Below are 19,987 nucleotides of genomic sequence, written 5' to 3'. Positions count from 1 at the left end.
TTCCCGAGAATTTCCCCTTCAAAGTTCCGGAGGCAATGTGAGGAAGCGGCTAAAGAAGGAACTGCTAAACACTTCGAGGAGCGATACGCTTACTCAGGTAGAGCTTACAGTTACAGCGTATACCCTTCTGAGGAAGGCCTGTCAGTTTTCTTTACAGACATCACAGAAGCGCTCGATACACGCGAAGAGCTGGAGAAACTCTCGCTAGTTGCCAGTAACACCACCAACGGTGTGGTTATCTCTAACAAAGACAGGAGGGTTGAGTGGATAAATGAGGGCTTTACCAAGATGACAGGGTACAGCTCATCGGAAGTGCTCGGTAAGCTACCCATCGAACTCCTCCACCATGACCAGACAAGCATAGAAGTTCTTAACTCCGTGAGAGAGCAAATGGCAGAGGGCAGGCCTGTCGCTTTCGAGATACTGAACAGGAAAAAGAACGGGGAGGACCTTTGGCTAGCCGTCGAAATAAACCCTATCCATGGCGAGCACGGTGAGTTACAGCGTTTCGTTACTATTCAAACCGATATTACAGCACTGAAAAAGTCTGAGTTGTCTCTTTCGGAGTTAACCAAGGACCTTTACAGGCAAAACTCAGACTTACACCAATTCACCTATATTGTGTCTCATAACCTGAGGGCACCTTTGGCAAATGTCCTGGGCTTAGCGAGACTCCTTTCAGTTGGAGACAGAGGCGCGGCGATCTACGACGAAGCTATAAAGAATTTAAAGAAAAGTGCTGAAAATCTGGATGTGGTCGTGCGGGATGTTAATACTATCCTATCCATCCGCAACAGTAAACTTAATCTGGAGAAAGAGCGGGTAAATCTTGCTGAAGTTTTGCAAGAAGCCTGTAATAGCCTGCAGGAAGCTTTATGCAAGTGCGGGGGTAACATATCTATCGGGATAGCGCAGGACATGTGTGTAAGTGGAAGTAAGGCATATCTCCACAGTATTTTTTATAACCTGCTTTCTAATGCTGTCAAGTACCGGTCTGAGGAACGAGTGCTTCAGGTTGAGGTAAATTGTTATCATTGTCAGGAAGAGGGAACAGTCATTACCTTCAAAGACAACGGATCTGGCTTTGATATACATAAAGCCGGGGATAACTTGTTCAAACTTTACAAACGCTTTCATTCAGATAAGAATGGACGGGGTATTGGCCTGTACCTGGTGAAGACGCATTTGGAGGCCATGGAAGGACGGATTGAGGTAGATAGCCAGCCTAACAAAGGAACACGATTTTCAATTTATTTAAAATAAGTATTAGTAGTGCACTCTTATATTATAGATGATGACCATGTAAGCGTTTTTTTAACAGAGCAGGCTCTTAGGGTAGAGGGAGTGCCTAAGGTTACAACCTTTCTGTCGCCAGAGGAGGCACTCGATCGCCTGAAGCAAGAAATCCCTGACAAACTTCCTGACTTTGTCCTGCTAGACCTGAACATGCCTGCCATGAGTGGTTGGGAGTTGCTTGATAAGCTTGAACCTTACGAAGAGGAGATATTAAATAACACTCGTGTTTATATTCTAACCTCTTCTCTTGACCATGGGGATTCTGCTAAGTCCAGTGATTATTCTTTAGTGCATGGGTTTATTCACAAGCCTCTGGATAGAGAGGATGTACAAACTATTCTCGCACAGATAGAGGATAATAAACAGAGCTTATAAAGTGCAGTGCTTAACATGAATTCTATAAGGTCTTGTGACAACCGGTTTTTCTATAACAACAAGAGAGAAATTGTTAAACTGTACCTGTATGGCTCTTGAAGTAGAGTAGTGGATTCTATCGTAAGAATGGGCCGGCTTAATTGTTAACTATAAGGGCAAGAAAACTCATGCCTTTCATTTTTTTGTTAAAGAGGAGAGTCTACTATAGATAATAGCATCTGCTGTTATAAGTAAATTCCTTTACACACTGATGCCCGGCGCTATTTTACCTAACCTTAGCAGGCTTGTAGAGCATTCTAAAGCTTCTTCAACTGCTGTTTCTTAAAATTCCTTTAATTTTTATGGTGACAGGAGTATCAGCACGATGCTCCTTTATAAATTGGTCTAATAACAACCGTATCTGTGTTGGTAAGGCTTAATATGCCTTCTCGTGTTCTTGTAACAGACTCTGTTGGGCATTACCAGTGTTAGCTACCATTTCTCTAGCTTAATAGCATATGAATGCCCTTTTAGCATTCATATGGAGTTTTTTACCTTAAGAAGAAACTTGAATAGATATAAGCTTTATCATTGGGTGTATATAGATGAAGTTTATACATTTGCCGAAGAATATAAATATACCTGTAAGGAAGAGTTTAATACTTGAAGCCCCCTTTTATGAGTACCTCAGCTTTCCCTGTCTTCAAAAATAAGGCTGGGATCTACTTTAAAGCTCCCTATTCTACGGACCTTGATGCCTTGTTTTCTTAAGCTTTTAACAGGCCTTTTCATGGAACCTCTTCATAAATTGGATCACAGTTGTTGGGCAAATAAGGGTCGTACGAAGGCACCTGTCCGAAGGGAGGTAAGATTTAAAGTAAATGATTATAACATGAGGCTACGAAAACAGTTTCTTCTTGCTGCAGTCGTAGGCCTGGGTTTATTTACTGGTACTATTACGGTGGCGAAGAGCCGAAGCAGTGATGTTCCCGGTTCTAAGCTAGCGGTTTACCAAAAGATCGATTCTCTGCACCAGGCGGCTTTTGAAGTCAAGCGTAGCAATATTGACGATGCCCTAAGCCTTTTGGGTGAAGCCTCTAGTTTAGCTATTGAACATAACTACACTAAAGGGCAGGCTACGAATCTGTTCTATGAAGCAGGAATATACCAACAGTACGGATACGCCAAGAAAGCACTTGCCCTATATTACAAGGCCCTTGAGTTAAGCAGGAAAACGCAGGACACCTTTAACATTGCCAGGGTAAATCAACAGATTGGCAGCGCGTTGCTAAACGCGGGCAACACGAAGGGGGCAGAGAAACTTTTCAAGGAGGCCAGGAGGAATTATCAGGTGCTTGGCCGAAAGGAAGACCTGGCGAATGTAACGAACAACCTGGGCCTCGTAAAACTAGAGCAGAAAGAGTTAGAGGAGGCTGAAAAGTATTTTGTGGAGGCACTGGAAGCAAGTAGCAGGATTAACTACCGCTACGGCCTCAAAAAAGCAAACTATCATCTTGGCTTACTTTATCTTATAAAGAGCAATCTCCCCACCTCCAGATCGTACTTCGAAAAAGCCTTGAAGGTGGATGAGGATAAAGGGGATAAGTATGGGCTAGCGCTAACTAAAAACCAGCTTGCACTAGTTGCTTTGCGAGAGAAAGCCTACCAGGAAGCCATACAGTGGGCAAGGGCCGCCTTGGGCGACGCGCAGGAAATTTCAGCGGCTGAGCTTGAAGTAGAGGCCATCGAAAACCTGATCGCCGTTTATAAAGCGCTGGGAGCACAGCGCGAGGTGATCAGGTGGCAGGAAGGCCTCATACACAGGCAATGGCAAACTTTTAAGGAGGAAAAGGAGCAGACGTTAGACTTTCTGGATCTTTTGAAGAAAAAGGATGAAGAGCAGCTCGTGTTTGAGAAACAGGCACTTGAAGCCCGGCAGAAGGCAGAAATAACGAATACTATTTTAGGATTGGTAAGTCTGGGTATGGTGATGCTGACCTTCTTAGCTTATATGTGGTACAAAAACTACAGGAAAGCAAGAAGCTATAATGCGGTGTTAACCCTGAAGAATGAGGAAATAAAAAAGCACGTCCTGAAGCTGGACGAACTGAACCAAACCATTTCATGGCAGAACAAGAGCCTGGAGGAGAGTAACAACATGAAAGATAAGCTCTTCTCTATTGTGTCGCATGACCTAAGGTCGCCTTTTGCCTCCTTAAAGGGTATATTAAACCTGGTGCAGCACCGGCCTATGTCGCAGGATGAGATTAAAAAGATCTTTGGCCTTCTAAACGAGGAGGTAGACGTCGTGATGGCCATGCTTGGCAACTTGTTGGACTGGTCGAAAGCGCAGTTGAAAGGAAGAGAAGTGGTGTTGGAGCCTGTGTGGTTGCATCAGCTTGTCGAAGAGAACATCCAGCTTATATCGAGACAGGCAAAGCAGAAGCACATTGTCCTGCAGAACGATGTAGCAGTAGATGCTCTGGCATTAGCTGACAAGGAAAGACTAAACTTTGTGATTCGCAACCTCTTAACAAATGCCCTGAAGTTTACTTTTGAAGGCGGACACATTGTAGTGCAAGCGGATGAAACACCGGAAAACATTACGCTGTCTGTCTCAGACGATGGAAAAGGCATATCGGCAGACAACCTGGAGAAGTTGTTTCAGGAAGGTAGCCGCTTCACGACCATTGGCACGGCACAGGAAAAGGGCACAGGCTTAGGGCTAACCTTATCAAGGGATTTTGTACAGAGCATTGGCGGCAGTATTAGCGTGGAGAGCAAGGAGCGTGAAGGAAGTACCTTTTATGTTACAATGCCCAAGCCACTACTTACTGTTTCAGACTCTCCGGCTATAGCCCTTTCGTAAATGCCTGCCGCCTGCCTGGATTAGCATCTTAGCTTTCTCTCTTTAGTACCTGTTAGTTTTGCTGAAAGCCTCTTAGTTGTCTTTAGTGTCTGCTAAAAGTGACTGGGTGAACCAACCCCCAGGAGCATGTAAAACAACAGTTGTGGTGCTTTAAAGTAGAAGGGAAGCAATAGGAGGTTATTTGCTATAACACCAGGTGTTCTGTTTGCTTTTTTTATAAGAGACCACGCTTGATGAAAGGGACAAGCTTAAGGTTTTCAATACATGCAAATTTAGCACTCTTGTAAGGGTGTCTGTTTGGATTGTTAGCGATCTATATGAATTTCGAATGGCAGCCTGTGCAAGTGGTTTTTGTGGGTTAGTCTATAACAGGCAGATTAATTTCTATACCTTTAGAAGCTGTAAAGTTTGTAACAAGCTCTAGCCTACTAAATGGAAATTGGACTCAGCCCTGCTACATGGGATAAGATGGCGCAAGTCTCGCCCGACATGTTTTGCGTTTTTGACCAGGACGGCACCTTTCGGAGAGTAAGTGCTGCGAGTAAAAGCATGTTAGGCTACGAAAGAGAAGAGTTGATCGGGCGCCACTACAGTGACTTGCTACTTCCTGATTATGTGGCTATTACGCAAAACGCTTTCCAGCACATCCGGGGTGGTTCTCAGGCGGATAGCTTCGAGAACGGGTACTTTCATAAGAATGGGAGTGTTGTGCCTATCCTGTGGTATGGGGTCTGGTCTGAGGATGAGAATGTTTTTTTCTGTGTAGCACGTAATGTGGCAGAGCTTAAAAGTAACAGGCAAAAGCTAGAGGAGGGGGAGCAACTTTACAAGACCTTGTTTGAGAACAACCCGGATGTCATGTTTGTGCAGGACAGGCAAGGCCTCGTTTTAGAAGTGAATCAAAGTTTCTGCGATGTCTTCGGTATTTCAAGGGAAGAGGCCAAAGGACGCCCTACTACCTCATTTCTGCCCCCTGAAATGGTCCCCCTGTGTATCCGGTATTTCCAGGAATCCCTGCAGGGTAACACGACCAGGTATGAACTGGACCTTTTAACTGCGAAGAATCAACGTAGAACCTTTGATGTTGTCAAGTTCCCCATCTATTCTAACAGCGGCGAAATTCGCTACATCAAAACCATCCTGAAAGATATAACGGAAACAGTACGCTCCTTCGAGACCATAAAGCAGCAGGCTAGCAAGCTGAATACGATCTTCGAAAGCATTACCGATGCCTTTATCACCCTTGACAGGAGAAACAAGCTCACTTACCTCAACCGGGAGGCTGAAAGGTTACTGCGGTTAGATCGAAGCCGCCATATCGGGAAAGATATCTTAGAGCTCTTTCCACAGGAGGTCGGGGGGGAGTTTCACAGGCAATACTCGAAAGCTCTTGAAACGGGTACCGCTGTCCGTTTTACCTCTTTTATGAACGAATTGGGGCTATGGTTCCGGGTGAACGCCTATCCCTCAGCAGAGGGGCTGTCTGTTTATTTTGATGATGTGACAGAGCAGGTAAAAGCGCAACGGGACCTGGAGAAGCTATCGCTGGTGGCAAGCAAGGTTAACAACGGCGTAGTTATTGCCGACAAGGACGATAGGATAGAGTGGGTAAACGAGGGGTTTACCAAGCTTACAGGTTATTGTCTGGAAGAAGCTGTGGGAAAAAAGCCCGCTGAGCTGCTGTGCAATTCCAAAACAAACACCAAGGCATACGACGCGGTGAGAGACAGAATTTTTCGGGGTGAGTATGTTTCATTCGAGATACTAAATTCCAAAAAGAACGGGGAGGATATATGGCTTTCGGTGCAGGTAAGCCCTTCCCTCGACGAGAGTGGGAATGTGTCAAGCCTTGTTGCCATACAAACAGATGTGACTGAAAAGAAGAAGTACGAGCAGGAATTAGAAAAGCTCTCCTTGGTAGCCAGTGGGACTGACAACGGCGTCATCATCACGGATGCAAATGGTCTAACAGAATGGGTAAATGAGGGCTTTACTAAAACCACCGGGTACACGCTTTCTGAAATGCGGGGAAACAAGCCGGGGCTTTTGCTGCAGGGACCGGAGACGGAAAAAGAGGCTGTCAGCACAATGCGCGAGAACCTGAAGAAAGGGGTTCACTTTAATACCATGCTTATCAATTATAAGAAGTCTGGTGAAAAGTTCTGGGTGTCGATGGACATAACGCCCATACATGACAGTACGGGTAGTTTGGTACAGTTCATCGCGATCCAGAAGGATATCACGTTCAGAAAGGAAGCAGAGGCTAACGTACTAAAGCTAACACAAGACCTCTACAGGCAAAACAGCGATTTGCAGCAGTTCACTTACCTTGTCTCTCATAACCTGAGGGCGCCTGTTGCCAACGCCCTGGGTTTAACGCATCTCCTTACCAAGTTAGATAAGAATTCTGAATTGTTTAATACCTCCCTGTCAAATTTAAGCCAGAGCGTAACACAGTTAGACACTGTGCTGAAGGACATGAACACGATTTTAAGTGTCCGGGACAGCAAGGGGAATCTAGAGCTGGAGCAAATTAATGTTTGCGCCGTGTTGCAGGAAGCGGTGTCTTCCTTGCAGAAGTCCCTTCAAGGTTGTGGGGCTGAGGTAGTGAACGAAATAGCAGAGGACCTTCATGTTTGGGCAAACAAGGCCTACTTATACAGTATATTCTACAACTTACTGTCTAACGCCATCAAGTACAGATCAGACGACCGTGTGCTTCGTGTGCATCTTCGTGCCTCTAAAAACTCAGAAAAAGGAGTAACCATTTCTTTTGTTGACAACGGATCCGGGTTTGACATGCAAAAGGCAAAGGATAAAGTGTTCAAACTTTACAAGCGCTTCCACACAAACAAGCAAGGCCGCGGAATCGGGCTTTACCTGGTTAAGAACCATTTAGAAACGATGGGCGGGGACATACAAGTTACAAGCCTGGTGGGAGAAGGCACTACATTCTCAATTTACTTGCCTACAAGTTAACAAGACGTAACACAGACAGCGAATGAACCGCTGGAGCTCTAGCCTCTGTTCATGAGGCAGATGCTTCCCGAAGGCCGATGCCCCATTGTCTTTCCTGATGCCGCAAAGCGATCTTGATAAACACGTTGCTCGAATGGCTTAACCTGTACGATGGGGTGCAGGTACTAGCCTTTCCGGAACCCTTAACTGACAGGAGCGTACAGACAAAGCACCTTGCATTTTAGGAAAAATTGAAGATGGGCTGTACAAGCATATGTCCTTGAAAAGAGGTTAGGGGAGTAGGACAACCTGGTGTTTTACACCCATGAAGAACAAGCGCATAGTCGAACTTAGTAACGTGAACAATTATGAGAATGAACAACTACAGCAAACTTTTTCGTGCTTTCATCATCTTTCTTGCTTTGGGTTTGCCAGCATGCGGTAACGAAGGTGAAGGGGCAAAGCTGTTTAAAACGTATAACCAGGATGAGAACGATTATTTAGAGGAAAGAGAGTTTTACGTGGCCCTGGAGGAGATGAATTACTTTACCGCGTGGAATAAAGATGATGACGCTTACTTAAGTGAAGATGAGTGGAGCGCAGCCGTTGACGAGTATCTGGGCGGCTACCAGATCGCGACAGTAGAGCAATTCGGCGAGTGGGACCTGGACGGAGATAACATGATTTCTCAGGATGAATTCAGAGATAACTTGTTTGAAGTGGTCGACAAAGACGATAACGTGCAGATAAGCGAAAGCGAGTTTGTCGAATTATACAACGAAGGAAGAAGTCCCGGCGGACCGTAGGCCATGTAAAACTAGCGGCTTCCAGTGTCTGATCGCCTGGCATGAAAGGGAAGCTTATGAAAAGCACTAAAGCCTGTCTGGTTGGACAGGCTTTAGTGTTTCGTTCTAGCAGGCCATGACAAGGGAGAGTGACACAAGCTTTCGAAACTTCTCCTTTAGCCGATAGGGCATGCTCTTTTCGCCGCTTGCTACTTACCAAAAGGTAAAATTTGTGCTCCAAGAGGGCCTATACTTGGCGTTAGAGGGCTTTCTGCCGTAGCAGGCTTAACAACCCGACGAAGGCAGAGACAAGGTGCCCTCCGATGATATGCCACGGCTGATCCAGCGGGCTTTCAGGTACGCCAAAGGCCCGGACGCAGGTAGCACCGAAGGGGGCCATCAGGAAGGGCCTATCGCTGAGCTGCGTTAGCTTGGCTATAAACGCGATGGAAAGAGCCCGCCAGCCGTGGAAAGAAGAACATGGGAAAAGGAAGGCGGGTCAGGGCTTCGCCCACTGGTCCGAAACTTTGCCAGGTAAGGTTTTATCATAGGTATAGAAAAGAGTTTCGTTGAAGGTGTATGGGAGGCAGCCTAGCGCGTAAGCGCTGTTGCTTTTACAAAAGCTGACCTACCGCTCTGTATGGTATTTATCAGGGCTAAATTGACCTGTTGGCCTCTTTCCTACATCGACATAATTAGCTTCCCCTTGACGCTGTTGCTTTCTAGGAGCGTGTGCGCGCGCTGCACCGTCTCCACCGAGAGTCCTCCTACCACCTGTATGGGCAAAGGCGAAAGCGCTTGTCGCTCAAACAGGGAGGAGAGCTCGTTCAAGCGCTTTGAGTAGAGGCCCCGAAGCCTGTGGTCCTGCGTAAAGGCATGCGAGTAGATGGCGATGTGCTGCAGCGAAGCTGACTTGTTGAAAAGCGTTTCTCTGGTTTTCGCCGTGCCCAGAAAAGTGATGTCGGCAAAGGTGCCGCCGATCCTGAGCACCTCTGCGGCCACCTCCGACACGGCACCGCCCACAAAGTCCAATGCCGCGTCGTAGGGTTTGCCTCCGTTTCTTTCCAGTGCGGTTTCCGCAAAATTCGGATCTTTGTAGTTGACGATCTGGCGCTGCGAGAGTCCCAGGCTCTCCAAGTGCTGTATACTAGCAGGGCTGCCGGCTGTGGCTATGATGTTATCGATGCCGTAGTGCTGCGCCAGCTTGATAAAAAAAGTACCCACACCGCCGGAGCCGCCGGTAATGAACACGCTTTGGTTTGGCCTAAGCCTGCACTGCCTGATCGTCTGCAGGGCGGGTGAGCCCCACCACGGGTATGGCCGCGGCTTGTTCAAAGCTCAGGTTTGCGGGCTTTTTCCCTAAGACGTTGGCGGGCAGGGAAATGAACTCGGCGTTGGTGCCGTTGGAGCCCATCACGCTGGCATAGGCCATCACCTCGTCCCCTTCCCGGAGGAGCCTCACCTTCCGGCCCACCTGCTCAACAACGCCGGCCATGTCCCTGCCCAGGACCATGGAGCTGACCGCATTGGCCTCAGGTCCGCCCCTCCTGATTTGGTAGTCGGCGGGGTTGAAGGAGCAGGCCCTTACCCTGACCAGCACCTCGTCTTCTTTTACCTCCGGGTTCGGAAGCTCCTGCATGGCGAAGTTCTCCACGCCGCCGTGCTGTGTCAATATAACTGCTTTCATATCTGTAGCTTTGGCTTAGTAAATTACAGAGATAAGCTTTTAGTCCAAAGTTTCCCGTTTCGGATGGCGAGGCTGCTCAGCAGGCCCTCTTGCTCAAAGCCGGAAAGTACAGCGTCGGCTTCCTGAATGGAAACTCCCTTTAATTCTGCGAACTCCCTGGCGGTAAGGGAGGAGAAATAGTTGAACAGGTCCAGGTTGTCACGGCGGTAGCCTCTCTTCTGAGCTTTATCCGCCAGTTGCAGCAGCATGCCTTCAAAATGCGCGTAAGGTCTGAAGCCGTGAAGCGTGGCGGTATCTCCTGTCTGTGAGGTAAAGAATAGGGTCGGGAAGCCGCGCACCCTCATCTTCCGGGCCAGCTGCAGGTCCTCTTCAAACAGCCGCTTGCCTTCTCCGGCGTAGTCCTGTTTCAGTTGCGCCACATCCAGGCTAGCGTATAATGCCGCCTCATCCATAAATTCCCAGCGGGCGATGTTTTTGTTCCCAATAAAAACCATTTCCCGTAGTTTTCTCAAGAAGAGTTGCGCCTTCTCCCTGTCCTGCAACTCGGCGGCTTTAAAGGCGATAGAGGGAGGGTAGGAGGACGAGAGCGGATCAGTCAGCCATACGTATCCGTCGATGGGCATTTGATAATACCGGCTCACCTCGTCCCAGTGCTGCGCCACGTCAGCGGGTTTGCTGATGCCTCCGGCATTGTAGATGTCCCAGGAGGGAAGCAGGCCGCCCATCCGGTACTCCACCTCCAGCAGGTGGCCGTACTCCAGCTTCAGCTTGCGCAGCTGCGGCTCTATGCCCCAGCAGGAGGAGCAGATAGGATCGGTGAAGTAGATGATCTTGACAGGGCTTGTATGGATTGTCTGCGGTGTCTGTACAGCCTCTGAGGCTGCTCTTTCCGGCATTTCGCAGATCCCTGTCTCCGGGTTGCATAGTAGCGGGTTTGCCATAGTCTTATTTTGCTTTGCTGATTTTTGTTAGCTTTACAGCAAAGGTATTGGGGTGCTTGCCGCCAGTCAATTAGTCAGATTTTTATGACCATGGAAAAATGTGAAAAACAGGCCGAGTGCCCGATAGAAAACCTGCTGAAATCCCTGTCGGGCAAGTGGAAGCCGCTGATTTTCCGTTATGCCACAACAGGGCCTATGCGCTTTAGCAGTCTACTGCGCCAGATGCCGGAGGCAAACAAGCAGTCCCTCACGGTGGCTTTGCGCGAGATGGAGGAACTGGGCCTGCTGGAACGGAAGGTAATCAGGCAAAAGCCGCTACACGTGGAGTACCACATCACCGACCATGGCCGCGCCTTAATCCCGATCTTTGAGTCGCTGGAGCAATTTTCATAGTGAATGAATGCAAGATTCCCTTTAAGTCGTTGGGTCGTAAGACTACGAATGAGGTAGTACGTGGAACAGCCCGCATTGCTATGCCCGATTTACTTTAAAAATTTTTTTAAGTTCTATATCTATCAATACAGTAGTTGAGGATTTATTCCTCAACTACTGTATTCCCCTACTAATGGTGCAGAACAAATAAAGGAGTTTGTAGATGCTCATGCGCCACTAAGCTGCATAGAAATGTACAAAATGAATGTTTGCTTACCTGATGCATTTAGAAAAATAACCCCGACCTTATAGCTTCACGCGCTGGCCCGACGCTGCGGCTTTATAAATTGCTTCCACTATCCGGATATCGCGGAGACCTTCCTCACCTGGCACCAGCATCGGCTTGTTCTGCATGATCGCCATGGCATCATCGTCCATTTGCTTTGCCTGCTGCCACGGCACCTCGTAGGGGTGGTTGATCTTTCCGAGCGGGCTGCTGCCTTTTACACCGGCATAGCCCTGGAATGGCTCCATCTTGATTTCCCCTTTCTCGCAGGCGATGTTCAGGTAGTTAACGTTCTCTCCGAAGCTGGTCTTGATGTTGGCGAACACACCACCCGGAAACTCCAGTTTTGCCACTGTTGTCTCGTCGATGTTGGTGTAGATCTCAGGGCGCGTAGTGGAAATTTTCGCCGATGCAATGGCGATAGGCTCCAGGCCTGTTCCCAGTCGCGCACCTTGTATGGAATACACGCCCATGTCGTAGAGCGCGCCCCCGCCCAATTCCTTTGTTTGCTTCCAATGGTTTGTGCGGCTCTCGCGGTAGCCGGCGCCGCAGCTTGCCTGCTTCACCTTGCCCAGCAGCTTCTGGTTCACGACACGCATGTACTCCTGTGTGTTGGGGTCGTGCTGCAGGCGGTAACCAATCGCCAGCTTTTTCTTGTTCTTGTTACAGGCATCAATCATCTCCCGGCATTCCTGCTCCGTCATGGCCATCGGTTTCTCGCACCACACATGCTTGCCGGCATTGGACGCCCGCACCGTGTACGCATGGTGCATGGAAGGGGGCAGCACCACGTACACCACATCGATGTCCGGGTTGTTGGCGATTTGGTCGAAAGTCTGGTAGTTATATATGTTTTTGTCGGGGATGTTGTACTTTTTCTTCCACTCCTCAGCCTTAGAGGGGGTCCCTGTCACGATGCCGGCGAGGTAGCAATTCTTTGTCTGCTGCAGGGCAGGTGCCAACAGATCCGTGCTGTAGTAGCCCAGGCCCACCAGCGCCACACCGAGGCGGTCCTTTGGCTGGCGTGTGGCCGCCAGTAGCACATGTGGTGAAAAAAGAGCGGCGGTAGTACCTAATGCAAGGCTCTTCAGAACGTCGCGGCGGGAGGAGGTAAAGGCCATGGCTTTCGTGTTTTGGGGTTTATATAGGTGGTAATATACTAATAACTAAATTAGTAAAAAACAATGATATATTAACAATATTACCTGGTGTTTCCATACGAGAAATATTTACATTGGGCTGTCTGTCAGTGATCTTCTGATTCAGAAAATCCCATTCATCCTGTTATTCCCAATGCAGAGAAGATTTATTTCCTTTTAGCGTATAAATAAGACAACTATGATAGTTAGGGCTTAGTACAAATGTATACTAAAAGAGTAACAGCTAAATTGTAGTAGATGGCAGTTTAGTATAATAAAAGCCCCTAAAGCATTGCTTTAGGGGCTTTTATTACCTGATGACTTTGTGCTGTTACTTTCCGATGCAGTAAGTAATGTAGTATCGTAATAGGCAGTATATCAATACTATACATTAATAAAGGCTTTTTGTGGTACAAATCAGGAGCAGTGGCTGAAAATTTAGTCTTCTCTGTTATCTTCAGAAACAGAAAAATTACAGCACAGGCGCTGTGCCGATCTTCCTGCGCATCATTGTGGCCGGAAAGCGCGCGGAACTGGCAACAGGAAGGGCGTGCGACCCCAGCTGCTGGAACTCCTCTGCCGGACGTGCCGCCGGTACCAAAGCATTCTCTAAATCTTTAAATGCCTACCTGGACAGCCTGCAGGTGAAGGTTTATGAGGCCCACCGGCAACTTGTTGAAACTTTAGGGCTGGTAACGGCAACTGCCCTAAAGAACAGGGTGATCGGTAAGGAGGAGAGACGAGTCACACTGATTGAGGTCTTTCAAGACCACAACCGCAAAATGAAGGCGCTGGTAGGGGATGAGTTTGCTCGCGGCACGCTGGGACGTTACACGATTTCATTGAAGCATACGGTTGATTTCCTCGAGTGGAAGTACCAGGCGCCAGATATCGACATCAGGAAAGTTAACCACGCCTTCATCACTGAATACGAGTTCTATCTACGAAGCGTACGAAAGTGCTCCAACAACACTGCTGTTAAGTACATCAAGAACTTCGGAAAGATCATTCGCATCTGCCTGGCCAACGGCTGGCTTTCTGCCAACCCCTTTGTTAATTACAAGGCGAAGATGAGGAAGGTGGACCGGGTTTTCCTGACAGAGGAGGAGCTAAAGATGATGGCAGCAAAAGAGCTGGTAGGTGAGCGACTCTTGCAGGTGCGGGACATCTTTCTTTTTAGCTGCTTTACTGGGTTGGCTTATGCGGATGTATTGAAGCTCATACGCGCTGACATTAGCAAAGGCATTGATGGTAAACAGTGGGTTTTCAAAAAGAGGCAGAAGACAGACACCATTTCCCGCATTCCTCTGCTGCCCATGGCATTGAGGATACTGGAGAAGTATAAGGACCACCCGCAGTGCCTGAACGATGGAAAACTGCTTCCTGTGTTGAGTAACCAGAAAATGAATGCTTACCTCAAGGAGATAGCCGACCTGTGCGGGATCAACAAGCCGCTTACCTTCCATATTGCCCGCCACACCTTCGCCACCACGGTTACGCTGCTTAATGGCGTACCGTTGGAGAGCATGTCAAAGATGCTGGGGCATTCAAACCTCAGTACTATGCCAAGGTTTTGGATGTAAAGGTAAGTGAGGACATGCGGTTGCTTAAAACAAGTTCAAGATATAGCCAAAGGTAAACAACACGGAATTTGTAAAATGGATTTCTAACGACCCAACCAAAGCGGCGCTGGTGCTGCTGGCTGTGAGGAAGGAGTTGGTGTATGTGGTGGGAGATTGCAACAACTGGTAGATCAGCAATACCAGTTCTTCCTGCATAAACCCTGTGATCTTACTTTTTTGGCGAAGGTAACCCTGGCTCCTTATCAAAGTAAGCCACAGCACTGGGGTAATCTGCGGTAACCCGGAAATACTGTAGCGCCGAGCCTCCCAGTGCTCCTTCAATAGGTTTGTCCATCATCTGGGAGAGCCATTCCTGAAAAGCGTTATCAGGGCGTTGCGTAAACCAAACAGGACCGACGGTGTAGCCGGCAATACTCACCTGAGGAACCTCTATCATGGCTGCACCAGTGCCTGCTTCAGCCTTTTCGATCACGCGCCAATCCGGGTGCTTCTGCTGCCACTTTTCGAATACAGAACGGGTGATAAAACTGGTAGCCCTTCGGCCGCTCGTGCCGCCAGCTTTCTGTTGGGCAGCTGCGGTGAGCGTGGTTTGTGCGCCAGTATCAAATAGCAGGTCGAGGGAATCACCGTCAACGGCTACCCGAATGCGGGGAAAGTGTGTGGTACGGCGACCGGTGGAATCTACCTGGAAACCGAGAAGCGCCTTGTGATCTGTCATACTTTCGGCGGGTAGCGCTCCTTTGTGGAGGTACATGTGCTGCTGTGGGTAATCAAAGGTCCACACACGGTCGGCAAACCACCAGCGGCCCAAGAAGCCGGAACCTAAGGGTTTGCCCGAGGCCGTCTCCGGCAGGATCTGCTTCGTTTCCTCGTTCCAGGGCAAGGTCAGTAACTTCTCTCCTGTAGGAGAGCCGGAAACAGGTCCCGGAATCCAGGCATTGGCTTTAAAGGCAGGCATTGGAGCCACGCTTGCCGTACGTCCTCCCATTTGCACTTGCTCTATTGGTAAGTCCAGCTCTTGGGCGACCTCCTCTAAAAGAAACACAAAGCCCCCGCCAGAGTCGGTGTAAAAAGTAAGAGTGTCTCCGCTGCTGGTAACGGGCTGCACATACCAGATACCCTCCACGAGCTTTGCTGGTATCGGTACTGACTGCTGGGGTAGGGTAGTGCCCCAAAACGGCAAGCTAGCCAGGCAAGACAACAGCATAGGAAGGAGAGATTTTATTATATGAATAGGAGCAGCTGTTTTGAGAGCGCTCCAGAGCTGCCGATAACTAAAATTTCGGAAAATGTGCGGGATGAAGAGACGGTTTATCATAAGCAAAAGGAGTATAGGTGACTGTAGTAGTTGCTATGCAGTGACTACCAGCAGCTTAACCTAGGAGTATTATACCCCGTCTTGCTTTGAAAGATGTGAAAAAACGGGAAAATGAGTATGAAATAAACCTGGTTATTACGCCACACTTATTTCATACTCTTTAAACCGCGCCTCGGCTTGCTCCATCACTTCATCCAGAATCTCCTGCAGCTCGGCTTTTACTTTAAAGCGCAGCACCTTTTTAACGGCCAGCTGTAGCTGGGCCTTAGTGTCGTCTTTTTTGTACCAGTCGGGTTGGGAGGCGCTTTTCTTTACTTCTTTCAGTATCTTCTGCACCAGTTCTTTGATCAGGTCGAAGTCCTGCACGGCGTTGGGGTGCTTGGCCAGGATCTCATAGAACGCCTCTTCCTCTTCGGTGAGACCGAGCTGGTTGCGGCGCTGGTCTTCCTCCTGCATGTGTTTGGCTACTTCGCGGAGCTTTTCCATGGCCACTAGGCTGTCGAAGAAGTGGTTGTGGTAGTCGGCAATGATCTTTTCTACCTCTTCTCTCAGCTTGCGGTACTTGACCAGGTTTTTGGTGGAGCGCACTTTTATCTCGTCGTTCATGATCTGGCGCAATAGCTCCAGTTTCAACTCGTTGCCTGTCTTCTGGGCCTTGGCCGTGGCCAGGAAATCGTCGTTGATGATGGAGATATCAAAGCGCTCGATGCCGGCCATCTGGAACACGTCCACCACATCTTCGCTTTCGATGCTGCGGTGGATCAGGTCTTTTATCTTGTCCTGCTTTTTCTTGATGTTGGTGCTTGGGTACTTTACTTTTCGTACAGCTGCGCCCACATGTTGGAAGAAGATCAGGTCCAGCGCTATATCATTTATACTTGCATGGCTTTTGATGATAGGAGCGAGGCTGCTAAGTTTCTTCTCGTTCAGCATAAAGGCCTTGCACAACTCATCTTCCGCAACGATATAGTTTGTCGCCTGGCTAACCAGTTTTATCTTTTCAGGCCCTGTTAAGGCAGGCCAGGGGTTATAGTTTAGCCCTTCCGGCAATTGCTCCCGCAATAGCTCTATTACTTCCTGGGCAAGCGAGAAAGCTTCTTCTATGTCTATCGTTACGCTACCTGAACCACCAGCTCCTGTATACTTCTTCGTGGCATCTCTTAACCTGTCGCCGATGCCGATGTAGTCGACGATCAGGCCGCTGGGCTTGTCGCGGAAAACGGTGGCGACGCGGTTGACGGCCTGGATCAGGTTATGGCCGCTCATCACTTTGTCGACATACAAGGTATGCATAGCGGGGTTGTCGAAGCCGGTGAGCCACATGTCACGCACGATCACGAGTTCGAGCGGATCGTCCGGGTCTTTGAAACGGGCTTTTACAGCTTCCATCTGCTCTTTGCCCCGTACATGCGGATGCCACTCCTTCGGATCTTTGGCGATGTTGCTGGTCATGATCACGGCTACTTCGGGGCAGCTTTCAAGCGCGATAAGGGCGTCGTAAAGCTTTACGCAGTTGCGGCGGCTCATGCACACAATCATGGCTTTGCCTTCCAGGTTTTTGGTGCGGGAGGTATAGTGTTGCAGGATGTCGCGGGCGATGGCTTCTACGCGCTCTTTGGCTCCGGCGGCGTCTTCCATGGCAGCCCACAGAATGCGGTTCTTCTCGTTCTCTTCCAGACCGCCGGTTATCTCTTCGGCTTCTTCTTCTATCTGTGCATTGCCCAGGTGCAGCTTGGCCAGGCGCGGCTCGTAATAGATCGGCACAACGGCTTTGTCTTCGGTGGCCTGGCGGATGTCGTAGGTATGGATGATGTCGCCGAACACGGCCACGGTGTCGGCGTCTTTGCTGTCGACGGGGGTGCCGGTGAAGCCGATGAAGGAGGCCTGCGGCAGGGCACGGCGCAGGTTGTTGGCAAAGCCTTGCACTAGGCCGTATTGCGTGCGGTGGCACTCGTCGGCAATTACGATGATGTTGTCGCGGGTGCTTAACACGGGGTGCTCCAGCTCACGGCCGGTGGCGGTGTCTTTGAGGTTAAACTTCTGCACGGTGCTGAACACCACGCCGCCGCCATCGCCGCTGAGCAGGCTGCGCAGCTCGTCGGTGGTGTTGGCAATGCTCACGTCGCCTACCAGGTCTTTGGCGGCCACGAAATCGTCGAAGAGCTGGCGGTTAAGGTCGAAGCGGTCTACCTGCACCACAATGGTCGGGTTCTTCAGCTCGGGCAGCTGGCGCAGGATGCCGGTGTAAATGGCCATGGTAATGCTTTTGCCGGAGCGGGTGGTGTGCCATACCACGCCAATGCGCCCGTCACCGTAGGGCTTTACCGACTTCAGCGTTTCCTGCAGGGCGTACTGTATGCCGAAGAACTGGTGGTACTTGGCGCCTTTCTTGATCAGCTGGCCTTTGTCGGGCTCGTGGAAGATGTAGTGGCGCACGTAAGCCAGCAGGCGCTCGGGCACGAGCAGGCCTTTGATGAGCGTTTCCAACGCAAAGCCGTTGTTCACCACTTCGCGGCCGTCTATACTTTTCCAGGCGGCGAACCACTCCAGGCCGCTGCTGTACATGCCGTGCAGGGTGGTCTGGCCGTCGCTTACTACCGTAAGGGCGTTGTACTCGAAGAGCTGCGGAATCTGGTAGGTATAGTGCTGCACCTGGTTGTAGGCGGCTTCTACGGTGGCGTCCTGGCTGAAGAGGTTTTTGAATTCGAAGAGCACCAGCGGCAGGCCGTTCACGAAAATGATCAGGTCGGGGATGCGCTTGCTTTTGCCGATGAGGGTGAACTGGTTGACTACCCGGAACTCGTTCTGGTGCAGGTGTTCAGGTTCGTAGGCGATAGGGTAGAAGTGGCCGAAGTGCTGCTTATCAAGGTCGTCTTTCCAGGTTTTGCTGATGCCTTTGCTAAGCTTGTGGTGGAAGGCGTGGTTGCGCTGGTGCAGGTCTGCGCCAGGGTTGTAGAGAAACTCCTGCTTCAGCTCGACCAGCACCTTGTCAGGCAACTGCGGGTAGCGGCGCTGCAGAAAAGAACCGAACGCATCTTCAAGCACGGCCTTGCTCAGGTCGCGCTTTATTTCGGAGCCGTGTTGGTAGGTATAAGGCTCCTGCCCGCGCAGCCAGTCAATGGCCGCTGCCTCTATGTCGCTCTCAGCTAAGTACTGGCTCATGCAGCTCTTCCGGTTTGATTTGCATTACATCAATTTCTCCCGACATTAGTTTGGGAAGAAGGGAATCTCTTGTTTTTGATAAGATGATATTCTCCTTTAAGTTGGAGAGTATTTTCATGTATAGCAGCTTGAGTTTTTCTTCAAGTGCTAAAACTATATCTTGAGCCGGAATAGTAATTTTAATGTCACGCAACGTGTTGGTTGTGATTGTATCGAAAACGGTTCCGTAACTATTTCTTTGTAGTTCTTCTATTTGATGTTGAATGATTTGAAAGAGCACGAAGTCAGCACTTTCACCTTTAGCTTTTAAGGCGTAGTTTGATTGGCTGATCGTCATTTCAGATGTGGCTATACAAATTTTACCTACCGTTCCTCTTGCTGTGATTACAGTTGAGAATTGAGGAATCAGCTTTGCACTACTTTTACTTAAGCCCAGTTCTGTAATTTTCTTTTCTGTCTCAACTATAAAAGTCCCATCATTCGGAGTAACATCTTTAGCAGACACCCAAAGTATATTTCCATCCCAGTACTCTTTTACAGAAGTCTTTGGTGTACCTCCACCTATCAGATTAGCAAACTTTAGTAGGCTGATTGGCTCTTGATTCTCTTCATCAATACCATCCACGAAATACTGCCGGAAGAGCGTTTGCGCCATTTGCTCCAGCGTTTGGTTCATGCGGCGGTTCAGCTCTATTTTGTCATCCAGCGCAGATAAAATTTCGGTAGCTTTCTTTCTGTATGCTTCATCTGGATAAGCAATTTGCAGTTCCTGTAGCTCTTTTAAATTTAGAGTTGCTTGAACAGACGTTGTGGCTTGACTATGTACAAAGTTTTGGGCCTGCGGAGATTTTAGGAACCAATAAATCCATTCCTTATCAAATGATTCTGCAACTGGAAGTACACCTACTGCTCTTGCCACATTCCAGCCAATCATTTCTACGTTAACCTTGGCAACGTGACCTAAACTTCCAACTAGAGAGATTAGTATTTCATTTCCTCTGAGTTTAGTTCTTTGGTACTTGGCTTCAACTTCTAGTTTAACTTTCTGAACATCTGAGTATGAAAGTTTTCTATCAGTAAGGTTATTGACCTTGATAATAGGTACACCATCATTCACAAAAGTACCTGGCTGAACTATACCATAGGATACACCTCTTCCTTTATCTACAACTTCACTAAGGCTGTACGTTTTCCAGTTTTTCATTTTAATTTAAGTGTACTACAACTAAAATTATTG

The 19,987-nt window shown here is 48.8% G+C and carries 15 protein-coding genes; 7 read left to right on the top strand and 8 right to left on the bottom strand.

What is annotated here, in order from left to right:
• The 5 genes from CHB92_RS24065 to CHB92_RS24045 all read left to right on the top strand — a co-directional run.
• Window positions 1-1,263, top strand: a 1,263-nt coding sequence (locus tag CHB92_RS24065; RefSeq protein WP_144266385.1) for a sensor histidine kinase, incomplete at its 5' end; no start/stop codon positions are given.
• 9 nt (window positions 1,264-1,272) lie between these two features.
• Window positions 1,273-1,671, top strand: a complete 399-nt coding sequence (locus CHB92_RS24060) for a response regulator (protein ID WP_089321795.1) — start codon at window positions 1,273-1,275, stop codon at window positions 1,669-1,671.
• An 871-nt stretch (window positions 1,672-2,542) separates the two neighbouring features.
• Entirely contained in the window at window positions 2,543-4,519 is a 1,977-nt protein-coding gene (locus CHB92_RS24055; protein WP_179223151.1) for a tetratricopeptide repeat-containing sensor histidine kinase, read from the top strand.
• 432 nt (window positions 4,520-4,951) lie between these two features.
• Window positions 4,952-7,498, top strand: a complete 2,547-nt coding sequence (locus CHB92_RS24050) for a PAS domain-containing sensor histidine kinase (protein WP_089321793.1) — start codon at window positions 4,952-4,954, stop codon at window positions 7,496-7,498.
• Between the two features lie 347 nt (window positions 7,499-7,845).
• Window positions 7,846-8,283, top strand: a complete 438-nt coding sequence (locus tag CHB92_RS24045) for an EF-hand domain-containing protein (protein ID WP_144266384.1) — start codon at window positions 7,846-7,848, stop codon at window positions 8,281-8,283.
• A 238-nt stretch (window positions 8,284-8,521) separates the two neighbouring features.
• On the opposite strand, the gene CHB92_RS24040 is transcribed toward CHB92_RS24045, so the two are convergent.
• From CHB92_RS24040 to CHB92_RS24025, 4 genes are all read right to left on the bottom strand, one after another.
• The gene (locus CHB92_RS24040) at window positions 8,522-8,710 is read right to left on the bottom strand and encodes an HPP family protein (protein WP_444850687.1); all 189 of its coding nucleotides are present in this window, start codon (window positions 8,708-8,710) and stop codon (window positions 8,522-8,524) included.
• A gap of 233 nt (window positions 8,711-8,943) precedes the next feature.
• Complete coding sequence (locus CHB92_RS24035) at window positions 8,944-9,513, bottom strand: zinc-binding dehydrogenase (RefSeq protein WP_179223150.1); 570 nt, start codon at window positions 9,511-9,513, stop codon at window positions 8,944-8,946.
• A gap of 13 nt (window positions 9,514-9,526) precedes the next feature.
• Window positions 9,527-9,949, bottom strand: a complete 423-nt coding sequence (locus CHB92_RS24030) for a quinone oxidoreductase family protein (RefSeq protein ID WP_089321789.1) — start codon at window positions 9,947-9,949, stop codon at window positions 9,527-9,529.
• 23 nt (window positions 9,950-9,972) lie between these two features.
• Window positions 9,973-10,890 carry a DsbA family protein gene (locus CHB92_RS24025; protein ID WP_089321788.1) on the bottom strand — a complete coding sequence of 306 codons (918 nt, stop codon included), beginning with the start codon at window positions 10,888-10,890 and terminating at the stop codon, window positions 9,973-9,975.
• A gap of 90 nt (window positions 10,891-10,980) precedes the next feature.
• On the opposite strand from CHB92_RS24025, the gene CHB92_RS24020 reads away from it, so the two are divergent.
• Window positions 10,981-11,283 carry a winged helix-turn-helix transcriptional regulator gene (locus CHB92_RS24020; protein WP_218824308.1) on the top strand — a complete coding sequence of 101 codons (303 nt, stop codon included), beginning with the start codon at window positions 10,981-10,983 and terminating at the stop codon, window positions 11,281-11,283.
• 285 nt (window positions 11,284-11,568) lie between these two features.
• Here CHB92_RS24020 and CHB92_RS24015 read toward each other — a convergent pair whose 3' ends face one another.
• Window positions 11,569-12,669, bottom strand: coding sequence for a Gfo/Idh/MocA family protein (locus tag CHB92_RS24015; protein ID WP_089321786.1), 1,101 nt, complete (start codon window positions 12,667-12,669; stop codon window positions 11,569-11,571).
• Window positions 12,670-13,175: 506 nt separating this feature from the next.
• Here CHB92_RS24015 and CHB92_RS24010 point away from each other — a divergent pair.
• Complete coding sequence (locus CHB92_RS24010; protein WP_245842874.1) at window positions 13,176-14,270, top strand: site-specific integrase; 1,095 nt, start codon at window positions 13,176-13,178, stop codon at window positions 14,268-14,270.
• A gap of 208 nt (window positions 14,271-14,478) precedes the next feature.
• On the opposite strand, the gene CHB92_RS24005 is transcribed toward CHB92_RS24010, so the two are convergent.
• From CHB92_RS24005 to CHB92_RS23995, 3 genes are all read right to left on the bottom strand, one after another.
• Window positions 14,479-15,477 carry a pepsin/retropepsin-like aspartic protease family protein gene (locus CHB92_RS24005; RefSeq protein WP_089321785.1) on the bottom strand — a complete coding sequence of 333 codons (999 nt, stop codon included), beginning with the start codon at window positions 15,475-15,477 and terminating at the stop codon, window positions 14,479-14,481.
• Window positions 15,478-15,723: 246 nt separating this feature from the next.
• Window positions 15,724-18,750, bottom strand: a complete 3,027-nt coding sequence (locus CHB92_RS24000) for a type I restriction endonuclease subunit R (RefSeq protein ID WP_089321784.1) — start codon at window positions 18,748-18,750, stop codon at window positions 15,724-15,726.
• Complete coding sequence (locus tag CHB92_RS23995; RefSeq protein WP_089321783.1) at window positions 18,731-19,954, bottom strand: restriction endonuclease subunit S; 1,224 nt, start codon at window positions 19,952-19,954, stop codon at window positions 18,731-18,733. The genes CHB92_RS24000 and CHB92_RS23995 overlap by 20 nt, the downstream gene beginning before the upstream one ends.
• Window positions 19,955-19,987: the final 33 nt, after the last annotated feature.

This window comes from Pontibacter ummariensis, from assembly GCF_900188175.1.
Lineage (GTDB): Bacteria > Bacteroidota > Bacteroidia > Cytophagales > Hymenobacteraceae > Pontibacter > Pontibacter ummariensis.
The sequence above is the reverse complement of the archived record's forward strand: the minus strand, read 5'-3'. Positions and strand labels throughout refer to the sequence as shown.

Coding starts and splice junctions, on each gene's coding strand:
- CHB92_RS24055 (WP_179223151.1), top strand. CDS start 2,543: ATGAGGCTACGAAAACAGTTTCTTCTTGCTGCAGTCGTAGGCCTGGGT.
- CHB92_RS24050 (WP_089321793.1), top strand. CDS start 4,952: ATGGAAATTGGACTCAGCCCTGCTACATGGGATAAGATGGCGCAAGTC.
- CHB92_RS24045 (WP_144266384.1), top strand. CDS start 7,846: ATGAGAATGAACAACTACAGCAAACTTTTTCGTGCTTTCATCATCTTT.
- CHB92_RS24030 (WP_089321789.1), bottom strand. CDS start 9,949: ATGAAAGCAGTTATATTGACACAGCACGGCGGCGTGGAGAACTTCGCC.
- CHB92_RS24025 (WP_089321788.1), bottom strand. CDS start 10,890: ATGGCAAACCCGCTACTATGCAACCCGGAGACAGGGATCTGCGAAATG.
- CHB92_RS24020 (WP_218824308.1), top strand. CDS start 10,981: ATGGAAAAATGTGAAAAACAGGCCGAGTGCCCGATAGAAAACCTGCTG.
- CHB92_RS24015 (WP_089321786.1), bottom strand. CDS start 12,669: ATGGCCTTTACCTCCTCCCGCCGCGACGTTCTGAAGAGCCTTGCATTA.
- CHB92_RS24005 (WP_089321785.1), bottom strand. CDS start 15,477: ATGCTGTTGTCTTGCCTGGCTAGCTTGCCGTTTTGGGGCACTACCCTA.
- CHB92_RS24000 (WP_089321784.1), bottom strand. CDS start 18,750: ATGAGCCAGTACTTAGCTGAGAGCGACATAGAGGCAGCGGCCATTGAC.
- CHB92_RS23995 (WP_089321783.1), bottom strand. CDS start 19,954: ATGAAAAACTGGAAAACGTACAGCCTTAGTGAAGTTGTAGATAAAGGA.